This window comes from Streptomyces sp. NPDC048484, from assembly GCF_040651415.1.
Classification (GTDB): domain Bacteria; phylum Actinomycetota; class Actinomycetes; order Streptomycetales; family Streptomycetaceae; genus Streptomyces.
This window is the reverse complement of the sequence record NZ_JBEZJY010000009.1, coordinates 137464-162644: the sequence shown is the minus strand read 5'-3', so window position 1 is coordinate 162644 and position 25181 is coordinate 137464. Positions and strand designations below refer to the sequence as shown.

21 protein-coding genes are annotated in these 25181 nt (G+C 69.8%); 15 read left to right on the top strand and 6 right to left on the bottom strand.

From position 1 onward, the window contains the following. The first annotated feature begins 69 nt into the window (after nucleotides 1-69). Nucleotides 70-1341: an ATP-binding protein gene (locus tag AB0D14_RS11800; protein ID WP_362777291.1), complete on the top strand. Its 1272-nt coding sequence runs from the start codon at nucleotides 70-72 to the stop codon at nucleotides 1339-1341. A gap of 83 nt (nucleotides 1342-1424) precedes the next feature. On the opposite strand, the gene AB0D14_RS11795 is transcribed toward AB0D14_RS11800, so the two are convergent. Further along, nucleotides 1425-1997, bottom strand: a complete 573-nt coding sequence (locus AB0D14_RS11795) for a GtrA family protein (RefSeq protein ID WP_362777289.1) — start codon at nucleotides 1995-1997, stop codon at nucleotides 1425-1427. A 220-nt stretch (nucleotides 1998-2217) separates the two neighbouring features. On the opposite strand from AB0D14_RS11795, the gene AB0D14_RS11790 reads away from it, so the two are divergent. Genes AB0D14_RS11790 through AB0D14_RS11780 form a run of 3 tightly spaced genes read left to right on the top strand, consistent with a single transcriptional unit; the run spans nucleotide 2218 to nucleotide 5158 of the window. Further along, nucleotides 2218-3429: a 5-(carboxyamino)imidazole ribonucleotide synthase gene (locus tag AB0D14_RS11790; RefSeq protein ID WP_362777287.1), complete on the top strand. Its 1212-nt coding sequence runs from the start codon at nucleotides 2218-2220 to the stop codon at nucleotides 3427-3429. Then, entirely contained in the window at nucleotides 3426-3953 is a 528-nt protein-coding gene (purE, locus tag AB0D14_RS11785) for a 5-(carboxyamino)imidazole ribonucleotide mutase (protein ID WP_362777286.1), read from the top strand. The genes AB0D14_RS11790 and purE overlap by 4 nt, the downstream gene beginning before the upstream one ends. A gap of 5 nt (nucleotides 3954-3958) precedes the next feature. Continuing rightward, nucleotides 3959-5158 carry a dipeptidase gene (locus tag AB0D14_RS11780; RefSeq protein ID WP_362777284.1) on the top strand — a complete coding sequence of 400 codons (1200 nt, stop codon included), beginning with the start codon at nucleotides 3959-3961 and terminating at the stop codon, nucleotides 5156-5158. 12 nt (nucleotides 5159-5170) lie between these two features. On the opposite strand, the gene AB0D14_RS11775 is transcribed toward AB0D14_RS11780, so the two are convergent. Beyond that, nucleotides 5171-6367 carry a class I SAM-dependent methyltransferase gene (locus AB0D14_RS11775; RefSeq protein WP_362777281.1) on the bottom strand — a complete coding sequence of 399 codons (1197 nt, stop codon included), beginning with the start codon at nucleotides 6365-6367 and terminating at the stop codon, nucleotides 5171-5173. 226 nt (nucleotides 6368-6593) lie between these two features. Here AB0D14_RS11775 and AB0D14_RS11770 point away from each other — a divergent pair, with 226 nt between their 5' ends. From AB0D14_RS11770 to groL, 4 genes are all read left to right on the top strand, one after another. After that, nucleotides 6594-7448: a polysaccharide deacetylase family protein gene (locus AB0D14_RS11770; protein ID WP_362777279.1), complete on the top strand. Its 855-nt coding sequence runs from the start codon at nucleotides 6594-6596 to the stop codon at nucleotides 7446-7448. Further along, nucleotides 7445-8227 carry a polysaccharide deacetylase family protein gene (locus AB0D14_RS11765; protein WP_362777277.1) on the top strand — a complete coding sequence of 261 codons (783 nt, stop codon included), beginning with the start codon at nucleotides 7445-7447 and terminating at the stop codon, nucleotides 8225-8227. Before AB0D14_RS11770 ends, AB0D14_RS11765 begins: the two co-directional genes overlap by 4 nt. Before the next feature lie 289 nt (nucleotides 8228-8516). Next, nucleotides 8517-8825: a co-chaperone GroES gene (gene groES, locus AB0D14_RS11760; protein ID WP_003998759.1), complete on the top strand. Its 309-nt coding sequence runs from the start codon at nucleotides 8517-8519 to the stop codon at nucleotides 8823-8825. A gap of 116 nt (nucleotides 8826-8941) precedes the next feature. Then, a complete protein-coding gene (gene groL, locus AB0D14_RS11755; protein WP_362777275.1) occupies nucleotides 8942-10567 on the top strand; it encodes a chaperonin GroEL in 1626 nt (541 codons plus the stop codon). 211 nt (nucleotides 10568-10778) lie between these two features. Here groL and AB0D14_RS11750 read toward each other — a convergent pair whose 3' ends face one another. Then, a complete protein-coding gene (locus AB0D14_RS11750; protein WP_362777274.1) occupies nucleotides 10779-11552 on the bottom strand; it encodes an SDR family oxidoreductase in 774 nt (257 codons plus the stop codon). A gap of 116 nt (nucleotides 11553-11668) precedes the next feature. After that, nucleotides 11669-12349 (bottom strand): MOSC domain-containing protein, encoded by a 681-nt coding sequence (locus tag AB0D14_RS11745; protein ID WP_362777271.1) that lies wholly within the window; start codon nucleotides 12347-12349, stop codon nucleotides 11669-11671. Between the two features lie 79 nt (nucleotides 12350-12428). Here AB0D14_RS11745 and AB0D14_RS11740 point away from each other — a divergent pair, with 79 nt between their 5' ends. Continuing rightward, complete coding sequence (locus AB0D14_RS11740) at nucleotides 12429-13397, top strand: LysR family transcriptional regulator (protein WP_362777268.1); 969 nt, start codon at nucleotides 12429-12431, stop codon at nucleotides 13395-13397. 62 nt (nucleotides 13398-13459) lie between these two features. Here the strand turns inward: AB0D14_RS11740 and AB0D14_RS11735 are convergent, their stop codons facing one another. Beyond that, the gene (locus AB0D14_RS11735; RefSeq protein ID WP_362777265.1) at nucleotides 13460-13783 is read right to left on the bottom strand and encodes a WhiB family transcriptional regulator; all 324 of its coding nucleotides are present in this window, start codon (nucleotides 13781-13783) and stop codon (nucleotides 13460-13462) included. A 380-nt stretch (nucleotides 13784-14163) separates the two neighbouring features. Between AB0D14_RS11735 and AB0D14_RS11730 the strand changes: the two genes are divergently transcribed. The 4 genes from AB0D14_RS11730 to AB0D14_RS11715 all read left to right on the top strand — a co-directional run bounded on the left by AB0D14_RS11730 (nucleotide 14164) and on the right by AB0D14_RS11715 (nucleotide 18689). Continuing rightward, entirely contained in the window at nucleotides 14164-14775 is a 612-nt protein-coding gene (locus AB0D14_RS11730) for a response regulator transcription factor (protein WP_003948568.1), read from the top strand. 271 nt (nucleotides 14776-15046) lie between these two features. Then, complete coding sequence (locus AB0D14_RS11725; RefSeq protein ID WP_362777262.1) at nucleotides 15047-15634, top strand: sigma-70 family RNA polymerase sigma factor; 588 nt, start codon at nucleotides 15047-15049, stop codon at nucleotides 15632-15634. Nucleotides 15635-15919: 285 nt separating this feature from the next. Continuing rightward, nucleotides 15920-17425: an IMP dehydrogenase gene (guaB, locus tag AB0D14_RS11720; protein WP_362777259.1), complete on the top strand. Its 1506-nt coding sequence runs from the start codon at nucleotides 15920-15922 to the stop codon at nucleotides 17423-17425. 139 nt (nucleotides 17426-17564) lie between these two features. Continuing rightward, nucleotides 17565-18689, top strand: a complete 1125-nt coding sequence (locus tag AB0D14_RS11715; RefSeq protein ID WP_362777257.1) for a GuaB3 family IMP dehydrogenase-related protein — start codon at nucleotides 17565-17567, stop codon at nucleotides 18687-18689. A 778-nt stretch (nucleotides 18690-19467) separates the two neighbouring features. Here AB0D14_RS11715 and AB0D14_RS11710 read toward each other — a convergent pair. Beyond that, the gene (locus AB0D14_RS11710; RefSeq protein ID WP_362777255.1) at nucleotides 19468-20673 is read right to left on the bottom strand and encodes a nucleotide sugar dehydrogenase; all 1206 of its coding nucleotides are present in this window, start codon (nucleotides 20671-20673) and stop codon (nucleotides 19468-19470) included. Nucleotides 20674-20959: 286 nt separating this feature from the next. Here AB0D14_RS11710 and AB0D14_RS11705 point away from each other — a divergent pair, with 286 nt between their 5' ends. Both AB0D14_RS11705 and AB0D14_RS11700 read left to right on the top strand, forming a co-directional pair. After that, the gene (locus AB0D14_RS11705; protein ID WP_362777254.1) at nucleotides 20960-22666 is read left to right on the top strand and encodes a glycerol-3-phosphate dehydrogenase/oxidase; all 1707 of its coding nucleotides are present in this window, start codon (nucleotides 20960-20962) and stop codon (nucleotides 22664-22666) included. A gap of 254 nt (nucleotides 22667-22920) precedes the next feature. Next, nucleotides 22921-25089 carry a serine/threonine-protein kinase gene (locus AB0D14_RS11700; RefSeq protein WP_362777252.1) on the top strand — a complete coding sequence of 723 codons (2169 nt, stop codon included), beginning with the start codon at nucleotides 22921-22923 and terminating at the stop codon, nucleotides 25087-25089. The last annotated feature ends 92 nt before the right edge of the window (nucleotides 25090-25181 follow it).

Sequence of the window (25181 nt, the reverse complement as noted above, 5' to 3'; positions counted from 1 at the left end):
GGTCCCCCGCGCCCCCAAGGGGCGCCGCGAGCCACACCGGTTCGCCCAGTCATCTGCCCGGAGGGCCCTGTGCGTCGCCGTCTCATCAACTCCACGCTGGCCGTCGTGCTGGTCGTGATCGCCGTGTTCGGGGTCTCGCTCGTCATCGTCGAGACCCGCACGATCAGCAACAGCGCCCAGGAACGGGTGGACTCCGAGGCGGTACGGCTGGTCAGCATCGTCGACAGCCGCATCCTGGGCAAGGAACAGATCAACGCCGCTGTCCTCAAGGACCAGGTAACGGGGGACCGGTTCGCGCGCATCAAGATCCCGGGCCGCGACACGATCAACATCGGCACCGAGCCCACCGGTGACGTCATCACGTCCACCCGCAAGGGCGAGGAGGGCGAGACGGTCATCGTGGAGGAGGCGCGCTCGGCGGTCACCCGTGAGGTCGGCCGGACGCTTCTGATCATCGCCGCGGTGGCCCTGCTCGCGGTGATCGCCGCCGTACTCCTAGCGGTGCGCCAGGCCAACCGGCTCACCTCTCCGCTGACCGACCTCGCTGAGACCGCGGAGCGGCTCGGCTCGGGGGACCCCCGGCCGCGTCACAAGCGGTACGGAGTTCCGGAGCTGGACCGGGTCGCGGACGTGCTGGACAGCTCGGCCGAGCGCATCGCCCGCATGCTGACGGCCGAGCGGCGTCTGGCGGCGGACGCCTCGCACCAGCTGCGGACGCCGCTGACTGCGCTGTCCATGCGGCTGGAGGAGATCACGCTCACCGACGACCTGAGCACGGTGAAGGAGGAGGCGGCCATCGCGCTGGGGCAGGTCGAGCGCCTCACCGACGTGGTGGAACGGCTGCTGACGAACGCCCGCGACCCGCGCACCGGCTCCGCCGTCACCTTCGATCTCGACGAGGTCATCAAGCAGCAGCTCGCGGAGTGGCGCCCGGCCTACCGCAACGCGGGCCGCGCCATCGTCAGCTCCGGCAAGCACCATCTGCAGGCCGTCGGGACGCCCGGAGCCGTGGCCCAGGTCCTTGCCGCGCTGATCGAGAACTCGCTGATGCACGGCGGTGGCACGGTCGCCCTGCGCACCCGTGTCACCGGCAACCAGGCCGTGATCGAGGTCACCGACGAGGGGTCGGGTGTGCCGGCCGACCTGGGTGCGCGGATCTTCGAGCGGGCCATCAGCGGGCGCAACTCCACGGGCATCGGTCTCGCCGTGGCCCGCGACCTCGCGGAGGCCGACGGGGGGCGTCTGGAGATGCTCCAGGCGCAACCGCCGGTGTTCGGGCTGTTCCTGTCGCGTACGCCTCTTCGGCGACCGTCGGAAGGGGAGGAGCCCACGGTGCGTTAGCGCTCCACTGCGGTTCCGCTGCAGCACCGCTCTGGCTCCACGGGGCCGCTGTGGCCGGGCAGACGGGACTTTCGAAACACGCCCTAGCGGACGCGCTGTACCTGGCGGAACGGGCGGGTCGTGCGGTCCTCTTCCTCTTCCTGTTCCTGCTGTTCCTGCTGTTCCTGCGCGTAGGCCTGACGGGGTTTGTCGAGGTAGGCCCCCGGGTCCTCCAGGAATGATTCGGCGCCGGCCACGGCCTCACGGGCGGGGACGACCCGGAACACCCAGGTGCGGTAGGACCAGAAGCGGAAGAGCGTCGCGATCCCGATGCCGACGAACTTGAAGACGTTGCTCGCCAGGGGGCTGTCGAGGCCCAGTCCGTACGTGGCGGCGAAGAGGATGCCGTTCTCGATGACGAGGCCGACCGCGCTGAACAGCACGAACAGCGTCAGCTCCTTGGTGCGGCCACTCTTGTCACGGTCGCGGTACGTGAAGTAGCGGAAACCGATGTAGTTCGAGACGATCGAGACGACCGTGGCGATCACACTGGCCCGGACGACCTGGAGATCAGTGGTGCTGCGTACCAGGTTGAAGATGATCAGGTTGACGAGCAGGCCGGCCCCGCCGACCGCGCCGAACTTGGCGGCTTCCCTGGTCAAACGGTCGATTCGCATACGGACGGCGCTGGCCGGCCGGGCATGAGCCCTGCGTTTATCACCTTTGCCCATGGTGTCGCCCAGCCCCCGTCTCGTCGGATACGCCATTTTCGTCAACCTTCGTCGACTCCGCCATGCTAACCAGCGGATTCCCACGGTGCCCGGCCCGCACTCGAAGATGTGTCCGTGATGTGACGAACATGGTGACGAATGCGGCGACGGACCTGCGGAACTTCCGATGATCATGCGTGCGACAGGGGTGGCTCGATATGGCCGATACCCTGGGGGTGTGACGTTCCCGGTAGTCGGCATGGTCGGCGGGGGGCAGCTCGCTCGTATGACACACGAGGCGGGCATCCCGCTCGGCATCAGGTTCAAGCTCCTCAGTGACACCCCCCAGGATTCTGCGGCGCAGGTGGTCAGCGAGGTCGTCGTCGGCGACTATCGCGACCTCGACACGCTGCGGACCTTCGCGCGGGGCTGCGACGTGATCACTTTCGATCACGAACACGTACCCACCGAGCATCTGCGGGCACTGGAGGCGGACGGCATCCCCGTGCGCCCCGGCCCCGACGCGCTCGTGCACGCCCAGGACAAGGGGGTGATGCGCGCGAAGCTCGTCGAGATCGGCGTGCCGTGCCCACGGCACCGGATCGTGAGCGATCCCGCGGACGTGGCGGCCTTCGCGGCGGAAGGGCTCCCCGGCGGCGCCGAGGGGGACGGCTTCCCGGTCGTCCTCAAGACCGTCCGCGGCGGCTACGACGGCAAGGGCGTGTGGATCGTACGGTCCGCGGCCGAGGCCGAGAACCCCTTCCGGGCCGGCGTCCCGGTCCTCGCCGAGGAGAAGGTCGACTTCGTACGCGAGCTGGCCGCCAACGTCGTACGGTCGCCGCACGGCCAGGCCGTGGCCTACCCGGTGGTCGAGTCCCAGCAGGTCGACGGGGTCTGCGACACGGTGATCGCGCCCGCGCCCGGCATCTCGGAGGGGCTCGCGCTCCGGGCGGAGGAGCTGGCCCTGCGCATCGCGAAGGAACTCGGCGTCGTCGGTCACCTCGCCGTGGAGCTCTTCGAGACGAGGGACGGCCGCATCCTCGTCAACGAACTGGCCATGCGCCCGCACAACTCCGGCCACTGGACCCAGGACGGCGCGAGCACCTCCCAGTTCGCCAACCACGTCCGCGCGGTCCTGGACCTGCCGCTGGGCGACCCGCGCCCGCGCGCGCCGTGGACGGTCATGGTGAACGTCCTGGGCGGCGACTACCCCGACATGTACTCCGCGTACCTGCACTGCATGGCGCGCGACCCCCAGCTCAAGATCCACATGTACGGAAAGGACGTGAAGCCCGGCCGCAAGGTGGGCCACGTCAACACCTACGGCGACGATCTGGACGACGTGCTGGAGCGCGCCCGTCACGCAGCCGGCTACCTCAGAGGAACGATCACCGAATGAGCCCTGTCGTAGGCATTGTCATGGGGTCGGACTCCGACTGGTCCGTCATGGAGGCGGCCGCGCAGGCCCTCGACGAGTTCGAGATCGCGTACGAGGTCGACGTGCTCTCCGCGCACCGGATGCCCCGCGAGATGATCGCGTACGGCGAGGAGGCGGCCGGACGCGGCCTGAAGGTGCTCATCGCGGGTGCGGGCGGCGCCGCACATCTGCCCGGCATGCTCGCCTCGGTCAGCCCGCTGCCCGTGATCGGCGTACCGGTCCCGCTGAAGTACCTGGACGGCATGGACTCGCTGCTGTCGATCGTCCAGATGCCGGCCGGTGTCCCGGTCGCCACGGTGTCGGTGGGCGGCGCGCGCAACGCGGGTCTGCTCGCCGCACGCATCCTGGCCACGCACGACGAGGAACTCCTCGGCAAGATGCGTGACTTCCAGCAGGAACTGAACGACCAGGCCACCGAGAAGGGCAGGCGACTGCGCTCCAAGGTGGAGAGCGGCGCGGGCAACGGCTTCGGCTTCGGGAAGTGACGGACATGCCCTCTCTGGACGACACCCACGCACTCCTCTCCGGCGCCCGCGCGTTTCTCGCCGAGTTCCCCGTGGTCGACGGGCACAACGACCTCCCCTGGGCGCTGCGCGAGCAGGTCCGCTACGACATCGGCGCCCGCGACATCGCCCACGACCAGAGCGCGCATCTGCACACCGACCTGGCCCGACTGCGCGCGGGCGGCGTCGGCGCGCAGTACTGGTCGGTCTACGTGCGCTCGGACCTGCCCGGCGCGGTCACCGCGACGCTCGAACAGATCGACTGCGTACGGCAGCTGATCGAGCGCTACCCGGCCGACCTGCGCGGTGCCCTGACCGCCGCCGACATGGAGGCGGCGCGTGCCGAGGGCCGGATCGCCTCGCTGATGGGCGCCGAGGGCGGGCACTCGATCGACAACTCCCTCGCCACGCTGCGGGGGCTGTACGAGCTGGGGGTCCGCTACATGACCCTCACCCACAACGACAACATCGCGTGGGCGGACTCGGCGACGGACGACCCGGCCGTCGGCGGCCTGTCGCCCTTCGGCCACGTGGTCGTACGCGAGATGAACCGGCTGGGCATGCTGGTGGACCTCTCCCATGTGGCCGCCACGACCATGCGGGCCGCGCTGGACACGTCGGTCGCGCCGGTGATCTTCTCCCACTCGTCCTCGCGCGCGGTCTGCGACCATCCGCGCAACATCCCGGACGACGTACTGGAGCGCCTGCCTGCCAACGGCGGGGTGGCGATGGTGACGTTCGTGCCGAAGTTCGTCCTCCAGGCCGCCGTCGACTGGACGGAGGCCGCGGACGAGAACATGCGCGAGCGGGGCTTCCACCACCTCGACTCGACCGCCGAGGCGATGAAGGTCCACCGCGCCTTCGAGGAGTCCAACCCCCGCCCCGTCGCGACCGCTTCGACCGTCGCCGACCACCTCGACCACATGCGCGAGGTGGCGGGCGTCGACCACCTCGGCATCGGGGGCGACTACGACGGCACGGCGTTCACCCCTGAGGGCCTGAACGACGTCTCCGGCTACCCGAATCTGATCGCGGAGCTCCTGCACCGCGGCTGGTCGAAGCCGGACCTCGCCAAGCTGACCTGGCAGAACTCGGTACGGGTGCTGGGCGCGGCGGAGGACGTGGCACGCGACGAGCAGTCCCGCAGGGGCCCGTCGAACGCGACCCTGGAGCAACTGGACGGCTAGCCGTCCTGGACCCTAGGTGTCGAGTGTGGCCGGGTGCCCCAGGAGCATGGTCGGGGCGCCCTGCACGCGCGTGAGGAACACGGTCGCGGAGTGGGGTCCCTGCGGCTTCACCTTGCGCCGCAGCTCCTCCGGCTCGACCGCCGATCCGCGCTTCTTGACGGTCAGGATGCCGACCTCGCGCTGCCGCAGGAGGGCCTTCAGTTTCTTGACGCCGAAGGGGAGCTGGTCGGTGATCTCGTAGGCGGTGGCGTACGGGGTGGCCGTCGCGGAGTCGGCGGTGACGTAGGCGATCGTCTCGTCGACCAGCCCTCCGCCGTCCAGTTCCGTGGCGACCTCGGCGACGAGATGGGCACGGATGACGGCGCCGTCGGGCTCGTACAGGAAACGCCCCACGGGCCGCACTCCGGGATCGGGCAGTCCGCGGCCGAGGAGGGTGCGCGGTCCGGGCAGCAGGGTCGCGCGGACGGATCCCGCCTCCCGCGTACCGAACCACAGCACCGCCTCCTTCACGTCCCCGGAGTCCGAGATCCACTCGGCCCCTGCCTCGGCGGGGACGGCCTCGTGAGGAATGCCGGGGGCGACCTTCAGCGCGGCGAGAGGTGCCTTCCGGGCAGCCTGGACCGCCCACGACAGCGGCGGTGAGTAGGCCTCGGGATCGAAGATCCGCCCCCGCCCGCCCCGGCGCCCCGGATCCACGAACACGGCGTCGTACCCGGTGGTGTCGACCGCCGTGACATCCGCCTCGCGCACCTCGATCAGTCCGGCCAGCCCGAGCGCCTCGGCGTTCGCCCGGGCCACGGCCGCGGTCAGCGGGTCCCGGTCGACGGCGAGGACCCGGATGCCGGCCCTGGCGAGCGCGAGCGCGTCACCGCCGATGCCGCAGCACAGGTCGGCCACGGACCGCACCCCGAGCTCCTGGAAACGCGCGGCACGGTACGCGGCCACGCTCGCCCGGGTCGACTGCTCCACGCCGTTCGGCGTGAAGTACATCCGGGCCGCGTCCGCCGCGCCGAACTTCGCGACGGCCCGCTGCCGCAGCCGCGCCTGCGCGAGCGCGGCCGAGACGAGTCCGACGGGGTGCTCGCGCCGCAGCCGGGTCGCCACGGCCAGTTCCCGGGCCGGTTCGGTGTCGCGCACCTCGTCGAGGAGGGCACGCCCCTCGGACGTGAGCAGGGTGGCGAAGGAGGCCAGTGGATCGAGGTCGTTCACCGCCCCATTGTGAGCCAGTCGGTGGACGGCACGCGCGCGACGGCGGTGTCGGAGCAGGGGAGGGGGCTTTGACCTGGGAGTATCCGGCCCCATGCGACTTGTACGACAAAACGACAGTAATAATGAAGAAAGGGGCGTGGTAGGCCCCGCCAAAGGGCCGCGGGGGGTTGCGATCCGGCCGTCCCGCGCAGGACGCGCCACTCTCGTCCTGCTGACAGTCGCCGCGTTGGCCGGCGGCTGCTCGGACACGAGGCCCGGCCCCACCGGCGTCGACCCGGCCGCAGGCCAACAGGCAGCCACCGAGCCGGGCCAGGAGGCAGCCGCCGAGCCGGGCCGGCAGACAGCTTCCGGGCCAGGCCGGCAGCGGACTTCCCGCGCCGCCACGGCGAAGAAGTGGGGGCTGGCCGAACCCCCGCTGCCCGCACCCCCCGCCCCGGCGAGGAAGCCGCACATCGACACCCGTAAAGGCTTCGCGGTGGAGGACCACGAAGGGCTGCCGCCCGTCTTCACGACCATCCCCACCAAGGACAAGGTCGTCTTCCTCACCCTCGACGACGGCGCCGAGAAGGACCCCGTGTTCTTGCGCATGATGAGCGAACTGAAGATCCCGTACACCGCCTTCCTCAGCGACTACCTCATCAAAGAGGACTACGGATACTTCAAGAAGATGCAGGCCAACGGCGTGGTCCTGAACAACCACACTCTCCACCACCGCTATCTGCCGGACCTCTCGTACGCCGCGCAGAAACACGAGATCTGCGGCATGCAGAAGGTGATCAGAAAGCGGTACGGCAAACGCCCGGCCCTCTTCCGCCCGCCCTTCGGCAACTACAACGAGGACACCCTGCGTGCGGCCGGGTCCTGCGGCATCAAGGCGGCGCCCCTCTGGAACGAGGAGGTCTTCGTCGACCACTGGGAGTACCGGGAGTGGGACCGCGACCTGCACCCCGGAGACATCGTTCTCAGCCACTTCCGCGGCAAGGAGGACTGGGAGGGCACGATGCCCGACATGGTCCGCCGCTTCATGAAACTGGTCACCGGCAAGGGGTACGCGGTGGCACGCCTGGAGGACTACCTGTGAGGCAGCGGGGGACCGCCGCCGCACTGCTCGCCGGCGCGCTCTGCCTCTCCGCCTGTCTCTCCGGCTGTGCCCAGTCCGTCGACCCCATCGAGAGACTGGGCAAGAAGGCCGCGCAGAAGGTACGCACGCACGGGCCCCCCGTGGACGCGTACCGCCGCTGGGGCCTGAGCGACCCGCTCGCCCCGGCACCGGACCCGTCCGGCCGGCGGCCCGCCGCACGCGCCGCGGGGCCCGGCCTGCCGCCTGTCGTGGACCGCGTACCGACCCGCGACAAGGTCGTCTTCCTGACCTTCGAAGACGGCGTCGAGAAGGATCCGCGGTTCGTCGACATGGTGCGTGAACTGCGGCTTCCGGTCAGCGTGTTCCTCACGGACAGCGTCGTCGGGCCGGGATACGCCCACTTCGGGCGGCTGCGCGCGGTCGGCGCGAGCGTGCAGAACCGCACCCTCGACCACCCGTACCTGCCGGGCCTGCCGTACGCGGGCCAGCGGGCCGAGATCTGCGGCCAGCAGGAGAAGCTCAAACAGCGCTTCGGTATCCGCCCCCGCCTCTTCCGGCCGCCCTACGGCGACTACAACGACGACACCCTGCGCGCCGCGGCCGACTGCGGGATCGCCGCGATCGTCCTCTGGCGCGACGAGGACCCGCTCCGCCCGGGCGACATCCTCCACTGCCCCGAGGGCCGGAACGGTACGAGTCTCACGGGGACGACGACCGCGACCTTGAAGCGCATCCAGGAGGACGGCCTCACGGTGGCGCGCCTGGAGGACTACCTGTAGCCGGTTTTCCGCAGTGGGTTCTCCGCAACCGGTTCTCCGTAGCGGGTTCTCCGCAACCGGTTCTCCACTGTCCGCAGGGCCGCTCAGGCCCGCCGAATCCTCCCCGTCCGACGGAGGCAACTGGCACTCCGCTTGACCGAGTGCTAATCGCGGTCATAGTGTCAGCTCTGGCACTCACCGCAGGAGAGTGCCAATAGCGACGGGCAGGTCCGGCACCCGCGACGACGGATCCACCTGGTCGCCACCTCAGACAGTTAACCCCGTAATCTCCGAAGGGGGAGGTCGGATAGTGACGACCACCAGCTCCAAGGTTGCCATCAAGCCGCTCGAGGACCGCATTGTGGTCCAGCCGCTCGACGCCGAGCAGACCACGGCTTCTGGCCTGGTCATTCCGGACACCGCGAAGGAGAAGCCCCAGGAGGGCGTCGTCCTTGCCGTAGGCCCGGGCCGCTTCGAGAACGGCGAGCGTCTTCCGCTCGACGTCAAGACCGGCGACATCGTGCTGTACAGCAAGTACGGCGGCACCGAAGTGAAGTACAACGGCGAGGAGTACCTCGTCCTCTCGGCTCGCGACGTGCTCGCGATCATCGAGAAGTAATTCACCCAGGTTTGCTTTGAACTGCGCCCCTGGCCCCCGCGAGTACTGAACACGAGTACTAAAAAGCCGGGTGCTGGGGGCGCTGTTCGTTTTTTCGAGAGGACTGAATCAGCTCCATGGCGAAGATCCTGAAGTTCGACGAGGACGCCCGTCGTGCCCTCGAGCGCGGCGTCAACAAGCTTGCCGACACGGTGAAGGTGACGATCGGCCCCAAGGGCCGCAACGTCGTCATCGACAAGAAGTTCGGCGCCCCCACCATCACCAACGACGGCGTCACCATCGCCCGCGAGGTCGAACTCGACGACCCGTACGAGAACCTCGGTGCCCAGCTGGTGAAGGAGGTGGCGACCAAGACCAACGACATCGCGGGTGACGGTACGACCACCGCCACCGTGCTGGCCCAGGCGCTCGTACGCGAGGGCCTGAAGAACGTCGCCGCCGGCGCGTCCCCCGCCCTCCTCAAGAAGGGCATCGACGCGGCCGTCGCCGCGGTCTCCGAGGAGCTCCTCGCGACCGCGCGCCCGATCGACGAGAAGTCCGACATCGCGGCCGTCGCCGGTCTGTCCGCCCAGGACAGCCAGGTCGGCGAGCTCATCGCCGAGGCGATGGACAAGGTCGGCAAGGACGGTGTCATCACCGTCGAGGAGTCCAACACCTTCGGTCTGGAGCTGGACTTCACCGAGGGCATGGCCTTCGACAAGGGCTACCTGTCGCCCTACATGGTGTCCGACCAGGAGCGTATGGAGGCCGTCCTCGACGACCCGTACATCCTGATCCACCAGGGCAAGGTCTCCTCGATCCAGGACATGCTGCCCCTCCTGGAGAAGGTCATCCAGACCAACGCCTCGAAGCCGCTGCTGATCATCGCCGAGGACGTCGAGGGCGAAGCCCTGTCGACCCTGGTCGTGAACAAGATCCGCGGCACCTTCAACGCGGTGGCCGTCAAGGCCCCGGGCTTCGGCGACCGCCGCAAGGCCATGCTCGGTGACATCGCCACGCTCACCGGCGCCACGGTCATCGCCGAGGAGGTCGGCCTCAAGCTCGACCAGGTCGGCCTGGACGTGCTGGGCACCGCCCGCCGCGTGACCGTCACCAAGGACGACACGACGCTCGTCGACGGCGGCGGCAACAGCGCCGACGTGGCCGGCCGGGTCAACCAGATCAAGGCCGAGATCGAGTCCACGGACTCCGACTGGGACCGCGAGAAGCTCCAGGAGCGCCTCGCGAAGCTGGCCGGCGGCGTGTGCGTGATCAAGGTCGGCGCCGCCACCGAGGTGGAGCTGAAGGAGAAGAAGCACCGCCTGGAGGACGCCATCTCCGCGACCCGCGCCGCGGTCGAGGAGGGCATCGTCTCCGGTGGTGGCTCCGCGCTCGTCCACGCCGTGAAGGTCCTTGAGGGCAACCTCGGCAAGACCGGCGACGAGGCCACCGGTGTCGCCGTCGTCCGCAAGGCCGCCGTCGAGCCGCTGCGCTGGATCGCCGAGAACGCCGGCCTGGAGGGTTACGTCATCACCTCCAAGGTCGCCGAGCTCGACAAGGGCCAGGGCTTCAACGCCGCGACCGGCGAGTACGGCGACCTGGTCAAGGCCGGCGTCATCGACCCGGTCAAGGTCACGCGTTCCGCGCTCGAGAACGCTGCCTCCATCGCCTCCCTGCTCCTCACGACCGAGACCCTGGTCGTCGAGAAGCCGGCCGAGGAAGAGGGCGACGCGGGCCACGGCGGTCACGGCCACTCCCACTAAGCGCCGCCAGGCACTTACGGACACCTGCTCGGGCTGTACGTCCAGGTAGGCGCCCGGCGAAGGCCCGGTACCCCGTCTCGGCGGGGGCCGGGCCTTCGTGCTGTCGCGTCGATGTCACCGGGTAACGGCAATACGGGGGCCACTTCGGTCCGTAACACCGGACCTGCTCCGGTCCGTAGCACCGGGCTCGCTCCGGTCCGTAACACCAGGCTCACTTCGGCCCGTACTTCCGGCCCGCCTTCGAGCTGATCCCGCTCGCCAGCCCCCGCGGGGCCACCTTCGTCAGGCCCGCCAGGACCTTGTAGCGCGTGTCCGGAATGGACAACGACCTGCCCCGCGCCAGGTCGGCCAGTCCGGCCGCGACCACCTTGTCGGCGTCCAGCCACATCCAGCCGGGGATGTTGTCCGTGCCCATCCCGGCCCGCTCGTGGAACTCGGTCCGCACGAAGCCGGGGCACATCGCCATCAGCCGGACTCCGCTGCCCGCCAGGTCCTTCGCCACGCCCTGCGTGAACTGCACGACCCACGCCTTCGACGCCCCGTACGTACCGCGCGGCGTGAACGCGGCCATCGACGCCACGTTGACCACACCGCCGCGCCCGCGCTCCCGCATGGACTCGGCCGCCGCCGACGTCAGCCGGAGCACCGCCTCGCAGTGCACCTTGAGCATCCGCAGCTCGTCCGCCATCGGTACGTCCAGGTAGAGACCCTTGTTGCCGAAGCCCGCGTTGTTGACGAGCAGGTCGACCGCGCTCTTGCGGTCCGAGAGGCGGGCGGCCACCGCCTCGATGCCCTCGTCCGTCGCCAGATCCGCCGTCAGTACCTCCGCCTCGATGCCGTGCCGGTCGTGCAGTTCCGTCGCCTGCTCGCCGAGCCGCTCGGTGTCCCGCGCCACCAGCACGAGGTTGTGCCCGTCGGAGGCCAGCCGCCGTGCGAAGGCGGCACCGATGCCTGCGGTCGATCCCGTAATCAGAGCCGTTGTCATGGCCCAAGGTTAGTGACCTGTCGCATGCTCTCCCTGTCGCGCGCGAGCCGGAAGAGCATGCGCTGTCGGCGTGGGTGCCACGGTCACGCCCCGCCACCGCCGTACTACTGGCCGTACTACTGGCCGTACTGCTCGCCGTGCTTCTCGATGTACTTCAGCGCCATCTCACGCGCCGCCGGGTGCAGGGCGTCCCCCGCCGCCAACACTCGCGGCAGCAGCGTCCGTTCGATCGTGACCGCGCGGAACTGGAGGGCGGTGGTCACCTCGTGGTCCGGCCGGTGCACGATCTCGATCGGATCGCCCGCCCGTATCTCCCCGGGCTCGATCACCCGCAGGTACGCGCCGGTCGCCCCCTTCTGCGTGAACCGCCTGACCCACCCCTTCTCACCGAGGTGGCCCTGGAAGGTGAGGCAGGGAATCCGCCCGGAGGTCACTTCGAGAACGACCTCGGAGCCGACGCGCCAGCGCTCCCCGATCTTCGCCCCGGACACGTCGATCCCCTCCGTCGTGAGGTTCTCGCCGAACATTCCGCTGGTCAGGGGCCGCCCCAACTCGCGTTGCCAGTCGTCCAGGTCCTCGCGCGCGAAGGCGTACACGGCCTGGTCGTCCCCGCCGTGGTGCCGCAGCTCGCACACGGCGTCCCCGGCGAGACCGCTCCCGCCGACGCCCGCGGGGCCGGGAGCGGTCACCCGCACCGGACCGTCCACCGGCCGCTTGTCTATCCCGGTCAGGCCCTCGGCCTGGCTCGTGTAGTCGACGGCCTCGGGCCGGCCCAGATTCAGAGAGAGAAGCTTCATGACGGCACGCTAGGCGATGCGAGCCAAAGCGGCGACGCGATATTCGTCGCCATACCCAAGATTCGCTTATGCTCGGAGAGTGATCGAGGCCCGCCATCTGCGCGTCCTGCGCGCCGTCGCCGCCACCGGCTCCTTCTCGGCGGCGGGGCGCGAACTGGGCTGCACGCAGCCCGCCGTCAGCCAGCAGATGAAGGCACTTGAGTCCTCCGTCGGTACGCCGCTCCTGATCCGCACGGGCCGTGAGATGCGTCTGACCCAGGCCGGCGAGGCCCTCGTCCGGCATGCCGCGGGCATCATCGCCGGCCTCACCGCCGCGGAGGAGGAGGTCGCCGCGATCGCGGGCCTGCGGGCGGGCCGGGTGCGCCTGGTCTCGTTTCCCAGCGGCAGCTCCACGCTCGTACCGACCGCGCTCGCCGCACTGCGCGCCGCGCACCCCGGCACGCGGGTCTCCCTGGAGGAGGCCGAGCCGCCGCGCTCCGTCGAAATGCTGCGCGAGGGCGACTGCGACGTGACGCTCTCCTTCCGGTACGCGATCGCGGCGGGCTCCGAGGAGTGGGACGGCCTGGTGATCCGCCCGCTGCTCGCCGACCGGCTCGTCGGTCTGGTCCCCGAGGGGCATCGGCTGGCCCGGGCGGGAGTGGTCGCCATCGGCGATCTCGCCGACGAGCCGTGGATCGCCGGCTGCCCCCGCTGCCGGGGCCAGCTGGTGGAGGTCTGCGAGAGCGCGGGCTTCACACCCCGTATCGACTTCGCGACCGACGACTATCCGGCGGTGGTCGGCCTGGTCGGAGCCGGGCTCGGGGTCGCGGTCCTGCCGGAGCTGGCCATCGAGTCCGTCCGGCCCAAGGGCGCACGCACGGTGACGGTGGAGCCCGCTTTGCGACGCGAGATCGTCGCGCTCACACTGCCGGATCTGGCACAGGTGCCCGCCGTGGCGGCCACGCTGGACCAGCTGGAGCGAGCCGCGGCCCGTCTACGGAGCGAGAGGAGCGAGAGGAGCAAGAGGGGCGAGAGGGGTGAGAGGTACGCAGTGGGGGACGAAAAGTAGGGGCTCGGGTGGGCGCACCCATTGGAGAAACGTTCCTTCAGTGGAGTGTCCGGTGGTGTGCGTCAGGGGTCTGACGGGTCGCCCCCGCTCGACGCCGAGACCAGGCGGTTGCGCGCCCGCCCCATGAGTTCTTCGCGCTCGTCCTCGGTGAGGCCGCCCCACACGCCGTACGGCTCGCGTACCGCCATGGCGTGCGCCGCGCACTCGGCTCGCACCGGGCACCTCATGCAGACCTCTTTGGCCGAGTTCTCGCGAGCGCTCCGTGCCGCACCGCGTTCGCCCTCGGGGTGAAAGAAGAGCGAACTGTCGACCCCGCGGCAGGCCGCGAGGAGCTGCCAGTCCCACAGATCCGCGTTGGGTCCGGGAAGGCGGGAGAAATCTGCCATTGCTTTGTCCCCTTGTAGCCGTTTTGGTCGGTTACGTGCCCATCACCGTACATCTACGATCTAAGGAGATGAAAATATGACTCATTGAGAACCTAGCCTCAAATGCCATCAAATAGAAGGAAAAGCAGCTAAATGGGGCATAGCTTGTGATGAAACCTTGAGGGTCTGCCGCGCTGTCTGCGCCGTGTCCGCGCCCTCACGTAGAGTGCCGAAGGTGGTTCAAGGCCCCGTAACTCTTTCGAGTGACCGTCGTTGAGTGTGCGAGGCGGTTGAAAAGAACAAGCGCTCGGGCAAGCGTCCGAGACGGTCGACCGCACAGGTGACGATTTCGTACCAGCCTGGAGGCCCAAGGTGACGCGCATCAGCTGCGGAGGACGGCCATGACATCCGTCCTCGTCTGCGACGACTCCCCGCTTGCCCGAGAGGCGCTCCGCCGCGCGGTGGCGACCGTGCCCGGCGTAGAGCGCGTGACCACGGCGGCCAACGGCGAGGAAGTCCTCCGCCGCTGGGGTGCCGACCGTTCGGACCTGATTCTGATGGACGTACGCATGCCCGGTCTGGGCGGCGTGGAGACGGTCCGGCGGCTGCTGTCCGCCGACCCCGGTGCGCGCATCATCATGCTCACCGTCGCCGAGGACCTGGACGGTGTGGCACTCGCGGTCGCCGCCGGTGCCCGCGGCTATCTCCACAAGGACGCCTCCCGCGCGGAGTTGCGTGCGACCGTCACCCAGGCTCTCGCCGACCCGACCTGGCGGCTCGCCCCGCGCAGACTCCGGTCGGCCGAGATGGGTGCGGCGCCGACGCTCACAGCGCGTGAGATCCAGGTCCTGGAGGGCATGAGCCACGGCCGGTCGAACGCGGAGATCGGCCGTGAGCTGTTCCTCTCCGAGGACACGGTCAAGACGCACGCCCGCCGGCTCTTCAAGAAGCTCGGCGCCTCGGACCGAGCGCACGCGGTGGCGCTCGGGTTCCGATGGGGCCTGGTCCGGTAGGTGAACCGCCGTGGGGGCGCGGGTTTCCCCGCCCGCCGTCGGGCGGGTGGGGCAGGGCCCGACAGGGGATCGAATGGAGCTGTTCGGGCACCCGATCCCCGTTTCCCGGCGGATGCCGCATCCTTGAGGTGTGGAGTTCCTCGGGAACGAGTCGGTCGAGCGGGAGGGGAGGGCGCAGGAGATGAGTTCCGGCGCACCTGCTCATAACGCTTCGGTGTACAACTACGGACGCGGTGCCACGGATCGAACGACGCCAAGGCACCATGGACCGATGCGTGACGATGAGGCGGCTAATGCCCACGGGGTGATTGGTGCGCTCGTCCATCGCGCGGTCGAGGGTGACGAGCAGGCCACGCACGACCTGCTCGCCCATGTCCATCCGCTCGCCATCCGCTACTGCCGTACGCGTCTGTCCCGGCTTCCGGGCGATGCACGGCACTTCGTGGAGGACCTGGCTCAGGAGGTCTGCGTCGCGGTGCTGCTCGCACTGCCGCGCTACAAGGACACCGGGCGCCCCTTCGAAGCATTCGTCTTCGCCATCGCCGGGCACAAGGTGGCGGATCTGCAGCGGGCCGCGATGCGCCATCCGGGCTCGACGGCCGTGCCGTCGGACGAGATGCCCGAGCGGCCGGACGACTCGCTCGGCCCCGAGGAGCGTGCCCTCCTCAGCAGCGACGCCGCGTGGGCGAAGAAGCTCATGGCCAACCTCCCCGAGAACCAGCGGGAACTTCTCCTGCTGAGGATCGCGGTGGGTCTCACGGCCGAGGAGACGGGGCAGATGTTGGGAATGTCACCCGGCGCCGTCCGGGTCGCCCAGCACCGCGCTCTCAGCCGCTTGCGGGCACTGGCGGAGCAGTAGGCGGGCTCTCCTTTCGCGGGCGGCTCGCACCGGTGGGGCCGGTGCCGCGCCGTGCGAGTTTCCCGCCAGGCCGGTCAGGGCGGCCTTACTCATCGGTAGGGGCGTCGGTACGCGTCGGCACTCGTCAGTACGCATCGGTGCGCGGCGGCGCGCGGTGAACAGAGCAACCATCCGGCCCGTACGAACCTACGAAGCCCAGGGGCGTCCGTAGCCGTGGAATGAGAGAGCCGTGCTTCCCGTTAGCATGGGCATCCGCACCGATCAAGGCCATTTGGGGAAGGTGTCATGACTGCAAACGTCGACGGAGTGCCCGAGAAATTCGCGACACTCGGGCTGACCTACGACGACGTGCTGCTGCTGCCGGGCGCATCGGAAGTACTGCCCAACGCGGTCGACACCTCGTCCCGTATCTCCCGCAACGTGCGCGTGAACATCCCGCTGCTCTCGGCCGCGATGGACAAGGTCACCGAGTCCCGGATGGCGATCGCCATGGCCCGGCAGGGCGGTGTCGGCGTCCTGCACCGGAACCTGTCCATCGAGGACCAGGTCAACCAGGTCGACCTGGTGAAGCGCTCCGAGTCCGGCATGGTCACCGACCCGATCACGGTGCACCCGGACGCGACGCTCGCCGAGGCCGACGCGCTGTGCGCCAAGTTCCGCATCAGCGGCGTCCCCGTCACCGACGGCAACGGCAAGCTGCTCGGCATCGTCACCAACCGCGACATGGCCTTCGAGACCGACCGCTCCCGTCAGGTGCGCGAGGTCATGACCCCGATGCCGCTGGTCACCGGCAAGGTCGGTATCTCCGGGAACGACGCGATGGAACTGCTCCGTCGCCACAAGATCGAGAAGCTGCCGCTGGTCGACGACGCGGGCATCCTCAAGGGCCTCATCACGGTCAAGGACTTCGTCAAGGCCGAGAAGTACCCGAACGCCGCGAAGGACGCCGAGGGCCGTCTCCTCGTGGGCGCCGCCGTCGGCGCCAGCCCCGAGGCGCTGGAGCGGGCCCAGGCGCTCGCCGAGGCCGGTGCGGACTTCCTGATCGTCGACACCTCGCACGGGCACAACAGCAACGCCCTCAACTGGATGGCGAAGATCAAGTCGAGCGTCGGCGTCGACGTGATCGGCGGCAACGTGGCCACCCGTGACGGCGCCCAGGCGCTGGTCGACGCCGGTGTCGACGGCGTCAAGGTGGGCGTGGGACCCGGCTCGATCTGTACGACCCGCGTGGTCGCCGGCATCGGCGTCCCGCAGGTCACCGCCATCTACGAAGCGGCCCTCGCGGCCCGCGCCGCGGGTGTCCCGGTGATCGGCGACGGCGGTCTGCAGTACTCCGGAGACATCGGCAAGGCGCTGGCCGCCGGCGCCGACACGGTGATGCTCGGCAGCCTTCTCGCCGGCTGCGAGGAGTCGCCCGGCGAACTGCTCTTCATCAACGGCAAGCAGTTCAAGTCGTACCGCGGCATGGGTTCCCTCGGCGCCATGCAGTCCCGTGGCCAGGGCAGGTCGTACTCGAAGGACCGCTACTTCCAGGCCGAGGTGGCCTCGGACGACAAGCTCGTTCCCGAGGGCATCGAGGGCCAGGTGCCCTACCGCGGCCCGCTCGCGAACGTGCTGCACCAGCTCGTCGGCGGGCTGCGCCAGACCATGGGCTATGTCGGCGCCGCCTCCATCGACGAGATGGAGACCAAGGGCCGCTTCGTACGCATCACGTCGGCGGGCCTCAAGGAGAGCCACCCGCACGACATCCAGATGACGGTCGAGGCACCGAACTACAGCCGCGGCCAGTAGCCGCAGGCGAAGCCGTGAAGCGGGTGCCACGCGCGCGTGGAGCACGCCCGAGGGCGGTCCCGGAGGCTCCGGGGCCGCCCTCGTCGTATGTGTCGGGGATACTGGAACGCGCAGAAACGAAGAGGGAAAGGCCACACACGTGACTGAGATCGAGATCGGGCGCGGCAAGCGCGGCCGCCGGGCGTACGCCTTCGACGACATCGCCGTCGTCCCGAGCCGCCGTACGCGGGACCCGAAGGAGGTCTCGATCGCCTGGCAGATCGACGCCTACCGCTTCGAGCTGCCGTTCCTGGCGGCTCCCATGGACTCGGTCGTCTCTCCGGCGACCGCCATCCGCATCGGCGAGCTCGGCGGTCTGGGCGTCCTCAACCTCGAAGGCCTGTGGACGAGGCACGAGGACCCGCAGTCGCTCCTCGACGAGATCGTGGAGCTGGACGCCGGGACCGCGACCCGCCGCCTCCAGGAGATCTACGCGGCTCCCATCAAGGAGGAGCTGATCGGGCTGCGCATCAAGGAGGTGCGCGACTCGGGCGTGATCACCGCGGCGGCGCTCTCCCCGCAGCGCACCGCCCAGTTCTCCAAGGCCGTCGTGGACGCGGGCGTCGACATCTTCGTCATCCGCGGTACGACGGTCTCGGCGGAGCACGTCTCGGGCGCCTCCGAGCCGCTGAACCTGAAGCAGTTCATCTACGAGCTGGACGTCCCGGTCATCGTCGGCGGCTGCGCCACGTACACGGCGGCCCTGCACCTGATGCGTACGGGGGCCGCCGGTGTCCTGGTGGGCTTCGGCGGCGGCGCCGCGCACACCACGCGCAACGTGCTGGGCATCCAGGTCCCGATGGCCACCGCCGTCGCCGACGTGGCCGCCGCCCGCCGTGACTACATGGACGAGTCCGGCGGCCGGTACGTGCACGTGATCGCGGACGGCGGTGTCGGCTGGTCCGGCGACCTGCCCAAGGCGATCGCCTGCGGCGCCGACTCGGTGATGATGGGCTCCCCGCTCGCGCGCGCGACGGACGCGCCCGGCCGGGGCCACCACTGGGGCATGGAGGCCGTCAACGAAGAGCTGCCGCGCGGCAAGAAGGTCGACCTCGGTACCGTCGGCACCATCGAGGAGGTCCTCCTGGGCCCCTCGCACACGCCCGACGGCTCCATGAACTTCTTCGGCGCCCTGCGCCGCGCGATGGCCACGACCGGCTACAGCGAGCTCAAGGAGTTCCAGCGGGTCGAGGTCACGGTGGCGGACTCGCAGCACAAGCGGTGACGTGACGCCGCGCTGGGCCTGGCCGGATTCGGCTGGGCCCGGCTCGGCTTGAGCGGACGCACACGAAGGGGCCCGGTCACTCACACGGATGAGTGACCGGGCCCCTTCGTGTGCCCACATCCCCCTGGTGATTGCCCTGGTGGGGGCGCGTTTCGCGTCAGGGGGCGCACGGTTGCCTTCGGGGCGAATGCGCGGGAAACGGCCGTGTCGAGGCGATAACGTCCGTGTTCGGCGCTCCAGTTGTGTGGGCGCCCCCTTCCAAGGACATGGTTCCGGACCCCGGCCCTCGGGGCCCGGCCCGAGTTCCGACGAGCCGCCCACCGGGCCTCTGGGCGGCGTCGTGGAAGGGGGCCGCCCATGGGGCGCCACCGCAAAGCCCACCCGCTGGGACCGGATCCGTCTGTGGACGGTGAAGTGCCGGAGGAGGTGGATTCTGCGGATTTTCGGATGGTGAGCGGCCGCCCCCAAAACAACTAGGGGCGGACACTCCGTGAACCATCCTGGAGCCTGCCGCAGCGCCCCTGCGGTGGGCTCCACCCTTTTTTGCACGGTACCTGATACCGCCGACGAACGGCACGGCACCGCAGTAGGTGAATCCTGCGGATTCTCGGATGCTGAGCGGCCGCCCCCAACTCAACTAGGGGCGGACACTCCGTGAACCATCCTGGAGCCTGCCGCAGTGCCCCTGCGGTGGGCTCCACCTGTTTCCGTACGGTACCGGCGGTGGGAGCCGTTCGCCACCAGCGACAGGGGCTCCGGCCTGCTCGGGCGCCCCCCTTCACAATCTGTGCGCCGCCCCTGTGGGTGTGGCCCCCCGGGTGTCCAGCAACAGTTGCGCCTTCACCGACAGGCCCTGGAGGTCGTATGTGCGGTGCTGCTGGAGCAGGATCGTCAGGTCCGCGTCGGCGGCTGCCTCGTAGAGGGAGTCCACGCGCGGGACCGGGCGGCCGAGGATGCTCCAGGACGGGACGTGCGGGTCGTGGTAGCTGACGGCGGCGCCCAGTTCCATCAGACGGGTCGCGATCTCCTGGGCGGGTGAGCCCTGCTGGTCGGCGTGGTCGGACTTGTAGGTGACCCCGAGGAGCAGCACGCGCGCGCCGCGGGCCGACTTGCCGTGTTCGTTGAGGAGTGCGGCAGCGCGCTGGATGACGTACTTGGGCATGTGGTCGTTGACCTGCTGGGCCAGTTCGACCATGCGCAGGGCTCGGGTCCGCGGGCCCGCGAGGTCCCGTGGGACGGCGTGGCCGCCCAGGCCGGGGCCGGGCCGGAAGGCCTGGAAGCCGAACGGCTTGGTCTCGGCGCAGCGGATGACGTCCCACAGGTCGATGCCCAGGTCGTGGCAGAGGACGGCCATCTCGTTGACCAGGGCGATGTTGACGTGCCGGTAGTTGGTCTCCAGGAGCTGCACGGTCTCCGCCTCGCGGGGTCCACGCGCGCGTACGACCTTGTCGGTGAGGCGGCCGTAGAACGCGGCGGCCGACTCGGTGCAGGCGGGGGTGAGGCCGCCGATGACCTTCGGGGTGTTGGCGGGACCGTGGTCGCGGTTGCCCGGGTCGACCCGGCTGGGCGAGTACGCGAGATGGAAGTCGCGGCCCGCGCGGAGCCCGGAGCCCTTTTCGAGGAGCGGACGGAGGAATTCCTCCGTGGTCCCCGGGTATACGGGAGACTCCAGGATCACCGTGGTGTGGGGGCGCAGGTGTGCGGCCAGGGTGCGGGCGGCGGCGGCCACCTGCCCCAGGTCGAGCGTTCCGTCCGCGCCGGGCGGGGTGGGAGCGCAGATGACGGCGGTGCGTACGCGGGCGAGTTCGGCCGGGTCGGTGGCCTGCCGGAATCCTGTGGAGAGCATCCGGCGCAGACCCGCGGCGGCCAGCGGTGCGGGGTCGCCGCATTCGTAACCGAGGGTGGGGATGCCGGTGGTTGCGGCGGCCTGGGCCAGGGGCAGGCCGAGCTGGCCGAGGCCGATGACGGCGAGATCTGCGGGCATGGCGGTGGGCCGTCCTTCCCTGTAGCCGGTGTGATGTAGCCGGAGTGGGACGAGGGCGCAAGCCCTGTGGACAGAACGGGCGAGCGCAATGTCAGACTAGGAGTAAATATGACCGATTTGCGGGATTGTTTGGTTGCGTTTCTCAGGAAGTCGCCGAGAGATATCCACAGGTGGACCGCCGGTGGTGGCCGATGGCGGGCAACGCGGTCAGAATCTGGGCATGGGGGATGTGAGCAGGGCCTCGCCGTACGGGTGAGCCCGGCGCGACAGACAGCTGGAGGCAACTGTGCGGACAGCGACACTGGGACCGGCGGAGCGCGCCGAGTCACTCGCGGCGATGGCCGAGCGCGAGTTGGATGTGCTCGTCGTGGGAGCGGGCGTGGTCGGCGCGGGCACCGCGTTGGACGCCGTGACCCGCGGCCTGTCCACCGGTCTGGTCGAGGCGCGTGACTGGGCGTCGGGTACGTCGAGCCGGTCGAGCAAGCTGATTCACGGCGGCCTGCGCTATCTGGAGATGCTCGACTTCGCGCTCGTACGGGAGGCGCTGAAGGAGCGCGGACTCCTGCTGGAGCGGCTCGCGCCGCATCTCGTGAAGCCCGTCCCGTTCCTGTACCCCTTGCAGCACAAGGGATGGGAGAGGCTGTACGCCGGCTCGGGCGTCGCGCTCTACGACGCGATGTCGATGGCGCGCGGCCACGGGCGCGGACTGCCGAGGCACCGTCACCTCTCACGGCGTCACGCGCTGCGCGTCGCCCCCGCGTTGAAGAAGGACGCGCTGGTCGGGGCCCTGCAGTACTACGACGCCCAGATGGACGACGCCCGCTATGTGGCGACCCTGGTGCGCACGTCGGCGGCCTACGGAGCGAAGGTCGCCAACCGTGCGCGGGTCACCGGCTTCCTGCGCGAGGGTGAACGGGTCGTCGGTGCCAAGGTGCAGGACGTCGAAGGGGGCGGCGAGTACGAGATCCGCGCCAGGCAGGTGGTCAACGCCACCGGGGTGTGGACGGACGACACCCAGGCGATGGTCGGGGAGCGGGGCCAGTTCCACGTCCGGGCGTCCAAGGGCATCCATCTGGTCGTGCCGAAGGACCGCATCACCTCGACGAGCGGGCTGATCCTGCGCACCGAGAAGTCCGTGCTCTTCGTGATCCCCTGGGGCCGGCACTGGATCGTGGGGACGACGGACACCGAGTGGGACCTGGACAAGGCGCACCCGGCGGCGTCCAGCGCGGACATCGACTACCTGCTGGAGCATGTGAACTCGGTACTCGCGGTGCCGCTGACGCGTGACGACGTAGAGGGTGTGTACGCGGGACTGCGGCCGCTGCTCGCCGGGGAGTCGGACGCCACGAGCAAACTGTCGCGTGAGCACACCGTCGCCCACCCGGTGCCGGGGCTCGTGGTCGTGGCGGGCGGTAAGTACACGACGTACCGGGTGATGGCCAAGGACGCGGTGGACGAGGCGGTGCACGGCCTCGACCAGCGGGTCGCCGAGTGCGTCACCGAGGACATCCCGCTGATCGGCGCCGAGGGCTACCGGGCCCTGTGGAACGCGCGAGCGCGCATGGCCGCACGGACCGGCCTGCACGTGGTGCGCGTGGAGCACCTGTTGAACCGGTACGGGTCACTCGCCGAGGAGGTGCTCGACCTCATCGCCGCGGACGCCTCACTGGGCGATCCGTTGCCCGCGGCCGACGACTATCTGCGCGCCGAGATCGTCTACGCCGCCTCGCACGAGGGGGCGCGCCATCTGGACGACGTGCTGACGCGGCGGACGCGCATCTCGATCGAGACCTTCGACCGGGGCACGCGCAGCGCGCGGGAGGCCGCGGAGCTGATGGCGCCGGTACTGGGCTGGGACAAGGACCAGATCGAGCGCGAGATCGAGCACTACCAGAAGCGGGTGGAGGCGGAGCGGGAGTCGCAGCGCCAGCCGGACGACCTGACGGCCGACGCGGCCCGGCTGGGGGCACCGGACATCGTGCCGCTGTAGGACGCGACGGCCGTCGTGCCCCCACGATGGCCGGCAGGCCGGCAGGCCGGCAGGCCGGCGGGGCGGCAGCCGGGGACCAAATCCCCCTTGTCGCAGCTCATGACGGGCGGCTGTCCGGGCCGAACGGCAGGTGGGGGCCGGATGAAGGGCCTCTCGGGGAAGCGCTGCTTCCGCGAGAGGCACCCGGGGCACCGGACGGTGTCCGAGTGGGGGACAATGAAGGCTCTGTCAGGGCGGGTTGTATGAGGGGACGCATGTCGGAGGCGGAGCGGGCGGGAGAATCCCATAAGGACGAGGGTGGACGTCTCCTCGCCGGGCGGTACCGGTTGGGAGGAGTCCTCGGCCGCGGCGGCATGGGCACCGTGTGGCGGGCGCAGGACGAGACGCTGGGCCGCACGGTCGCAGTGAAGGAACTGCGGTTGCCGCCGCGCACCGACGAGGAAGAGAAGCGGCGACTGATCACACGGACCTTCCGCGAGGCCAAGGCGATCGCGCGGATCCGGAACAACGGCGCGGTGACGGTCTATGACGTCGTCGACGAGGACAACCGGCCGTGGATCGTGATGGAGCTCGTCGAGGGCAAGTCCCTCGCCGAGGTGATCCGTGAGGACGGGCTGCTCACACCCAAGCGCGCGGCCGAGGTGGGGCTGGCCATTCTCGACGTGCTGCGTTCGGCGCACCGCGAGGGCATCCTGCACCGCGACGTGAAGCCGTCGAACGTGCTCATATCCGAGGACGGCCGGGTCGTGCTCACGGACTTCGGCATCGCCCAGGTCGAGGGCGACCCGTCCATCACCTCGACCGGCATGCTGGTCGGCGCCCCCTCGTACATCTCGCCGGAGCGGGCGCGCGGACACAAGCCGGGACCCGCGGCCGACCTGTGGTCGCTCGGCGGCCTGTTGTACGCGTCGGTGGAGGGCGTGCCGCCGTACGACAAGGGGTCCGCCATCGCGACGCTCACCGCGGTGATGACGGAGCCGGTGGAGCAGCCGAAGAACGCGGGTCCGCTGGAGAACGTCATCTACGGCCTGCTCGTCAAGGACCCCGAGGAGCGGCTCGACGACGCCGGGGCACGGGCGATGCTCACCGAGGTGATCCACGCGCCCGAGCCCACTGACGACCCGGAGCCGGCGGACGCGACGAAGGTCGTGCCGCTGCCGGACGTCCCTTCGGGGAAGCCGTCGAAGAAGGGGAGTTCGGGCGGCGGAAAGAAGAGCGAGGAGCCGGTGGACCGGCTGCGCGGGGCGTTGCGCTCCGTGCGGAAGGGCAAGGGTTCGGCGGCGGCCGGGGCTGCCGCCGCGGCCGGTACCGGGATCGCTGCGGACCGGTCGGCGCAGGCGTCCAGCGGGAAGGCTGCCGCGCCCGCGCCTTCGGTGCCGGAGGCTCCCGCCGTTCCGGGTTCGACTTCCGGTCCTGGCCCTGGTCCTGGCTCCGGGTCCGGTTCGGGCGCTGCTCCCGGCGCCCGGTCCAGCTCCACCGCTGCTGCCGCGGGGGCCGATGCGCCTGCTTCCGCGAAAACCGGGGACGACGCCGCTTCCGTACTGAACTCCAGTGCGGTGGGCGAAAACTCGGGCGGTTCCGCCGGCGGGCCGTCCGGCGGGTCGTCTCCGCGGACCACCGCGCCCAGGGCGCCGCTCACCGATGTGGTGTCCCGGCGGACGTTGGCGATCATCGCCGTCGTCGTGGCGCTGGCCGTGCTGGGCACGATCCTCGCCCTCACGCTGGGTGGCGACGACGATTCGAGTTCCAAGGGGAACAAGGGCGGCGACGACAAGTCCACGTCCAGTGGGGCGAACGCGGGAAGCGGCACCAAGCAGGACGAGAACAGCGGCACGGACACGGACGACGACGAGAAGACGGACTCCTCCTCCGGCGGCGGCGCGAAGAAGGAGAGCTCGCCCAGCGCGAGCGCTTCCGGTGAGTCGAACGGATCGAGCGAATCGAGCGGATCGAGTGGGTCGGAGGGCGGCTCCAACAGCGGTTCGGTCAGCGGAGTGAAGTCGACGCACAAGGACGGGCAGGGGTTCTCGATCGGCTTGCCCAAGGGCTGGAAATACCTGTCCACGAGTGCGGCCGGTGCCCGGTTCTCCGGCCCCGACGGGCAGAGTCTGCTGGTCGGCTGGACCACGACGCCCAAGGACGACCCGGTGGCCGACTGGAAGAACCAAGAGCAGTTCATGCAGCGGTCGCAGTATCAGCGGATCCGGATAGAGAAGGCCGACTACCGCGGCTGGAACACGGCCGACTGGGAATTCACCTACGTGGAGAGCGGCACCAAATACCGTTCCATAGACCGCGGGTTCGTCGTCAACGGCAGCCAGGGATATGCGCTCATGTATACCGCTAAGGCCTCCAAATGGGACACCGGGCTGCGTAAAGACACGTGGCGGACGCTGACGAAATCGTTCAAACCGAAGTCCTGAGGGGCACGAGACAACTGAGATCTCGTATCTCCTCATGATGGGTTGCCTCCGGCACGTATCGTGAGTGGTTGTGGACCGTATGCAGCCACAAC

What these genes read in the sequence shown, in the direction of transcription:
- AB0D14_RS11780 (WP_362777284.1), top strand. Translation starts at nt 3,959, where the DNA reads ATGCCCTCTCTGGACGACACCCACGCACTCCTCTCCGGCGCCCGCGCG.
- guaB (WP_362777259.1), top strand. Translation starts at nt 15,920, where the DNA reads ATGACTGCAAACGTCGACGGAGTGCCCGAGAAATTCGCGACACTCGGG.
- AB0D14_RS11725 (WP_362777262.1), top strand. Translation starts at nt 15,047, where the DNA reads ATGCGTGACGATGAGGCGGCTAATGCCCACGGGGTGATTGGTGCGCTC.
- AB0D14_RS11700 (WP_362777252.1), top strand. Translation starts at nt 22,921, where the DNA reads ATGTCGGAGGCGGAGCGGGCGGGAGAATCCCATAAGGACGAGGGTGGA.
- purE (WP_362777286.1), top strand. Translation starts at nt 3,426, where the DNA reads ATGAGCCCTGTCGTAGGCATTGTCATGGGGTCGGACTCCGACTGGTCC.
- AB0D14_RS11710 (WP_362777255.1), bottom strand. Translation starts at nt 20,673, where the DNA reads ATGCCCGCAGATCTCGCCGTCATCGGCCTCGGCCAGCTCGGCCTGCCC.
- AB0D14_RS11790 (WP_362777287.1), top strand. Translation starts at nt 2,218, where the DNA reads ATGATCATGCGTGCGACAGGGGTGGCTCGATATGGCCGATACCCTGGG.
- AB0D14_RS11735 (WP_362777265.1), bottom strand. Translation starts at nt 13,783, where the DNA reads ATGGCAGATTTCTCCCGCCTTCCCGGACCCAACGCGGATCTGTGGGAC.
- AB0D14_RS11730 (WP_003948568.1), top strand. Translation starts at nt 14,164, where the DNA reads ATGACATCCGTCCTCGTCTGCGACGACTCCCCGCTTGCCCGAGAGGCG.
- AB0D14_RS11745 (WP_362777271.1), bottom strand. Translation starts at nt 12,349, where the DNA reads ATGAAGCTTCTCTCTCTGAATCTGGGCCGGCCCGAGGCCGTCGACTAC.
- AB0D14_RS11750 (WP_362777274.1), bottom strand. Translation starts at nt 11,552, where the DNA reads ATGACAACGGCTCTGATTACGGGATCGACCGCAGGCATCGGTGCCGCC.
- AB0D14_RS11795 (WP_362777289.1), bottom strand. Translation starts at nt 1,997, where the DNA reads ATGCGAATCGACCGTTTGACCAGGGAAGCCGCCAAGTTCGGCGCGGTC.
- groL (WP_362777275.1), top strand. Translation starts at nt 8,942, where the DNA reads ATGGCGAAGATCCTGAAGTTCGACGAGGACGCCCGTCGTGCCCTCGAG.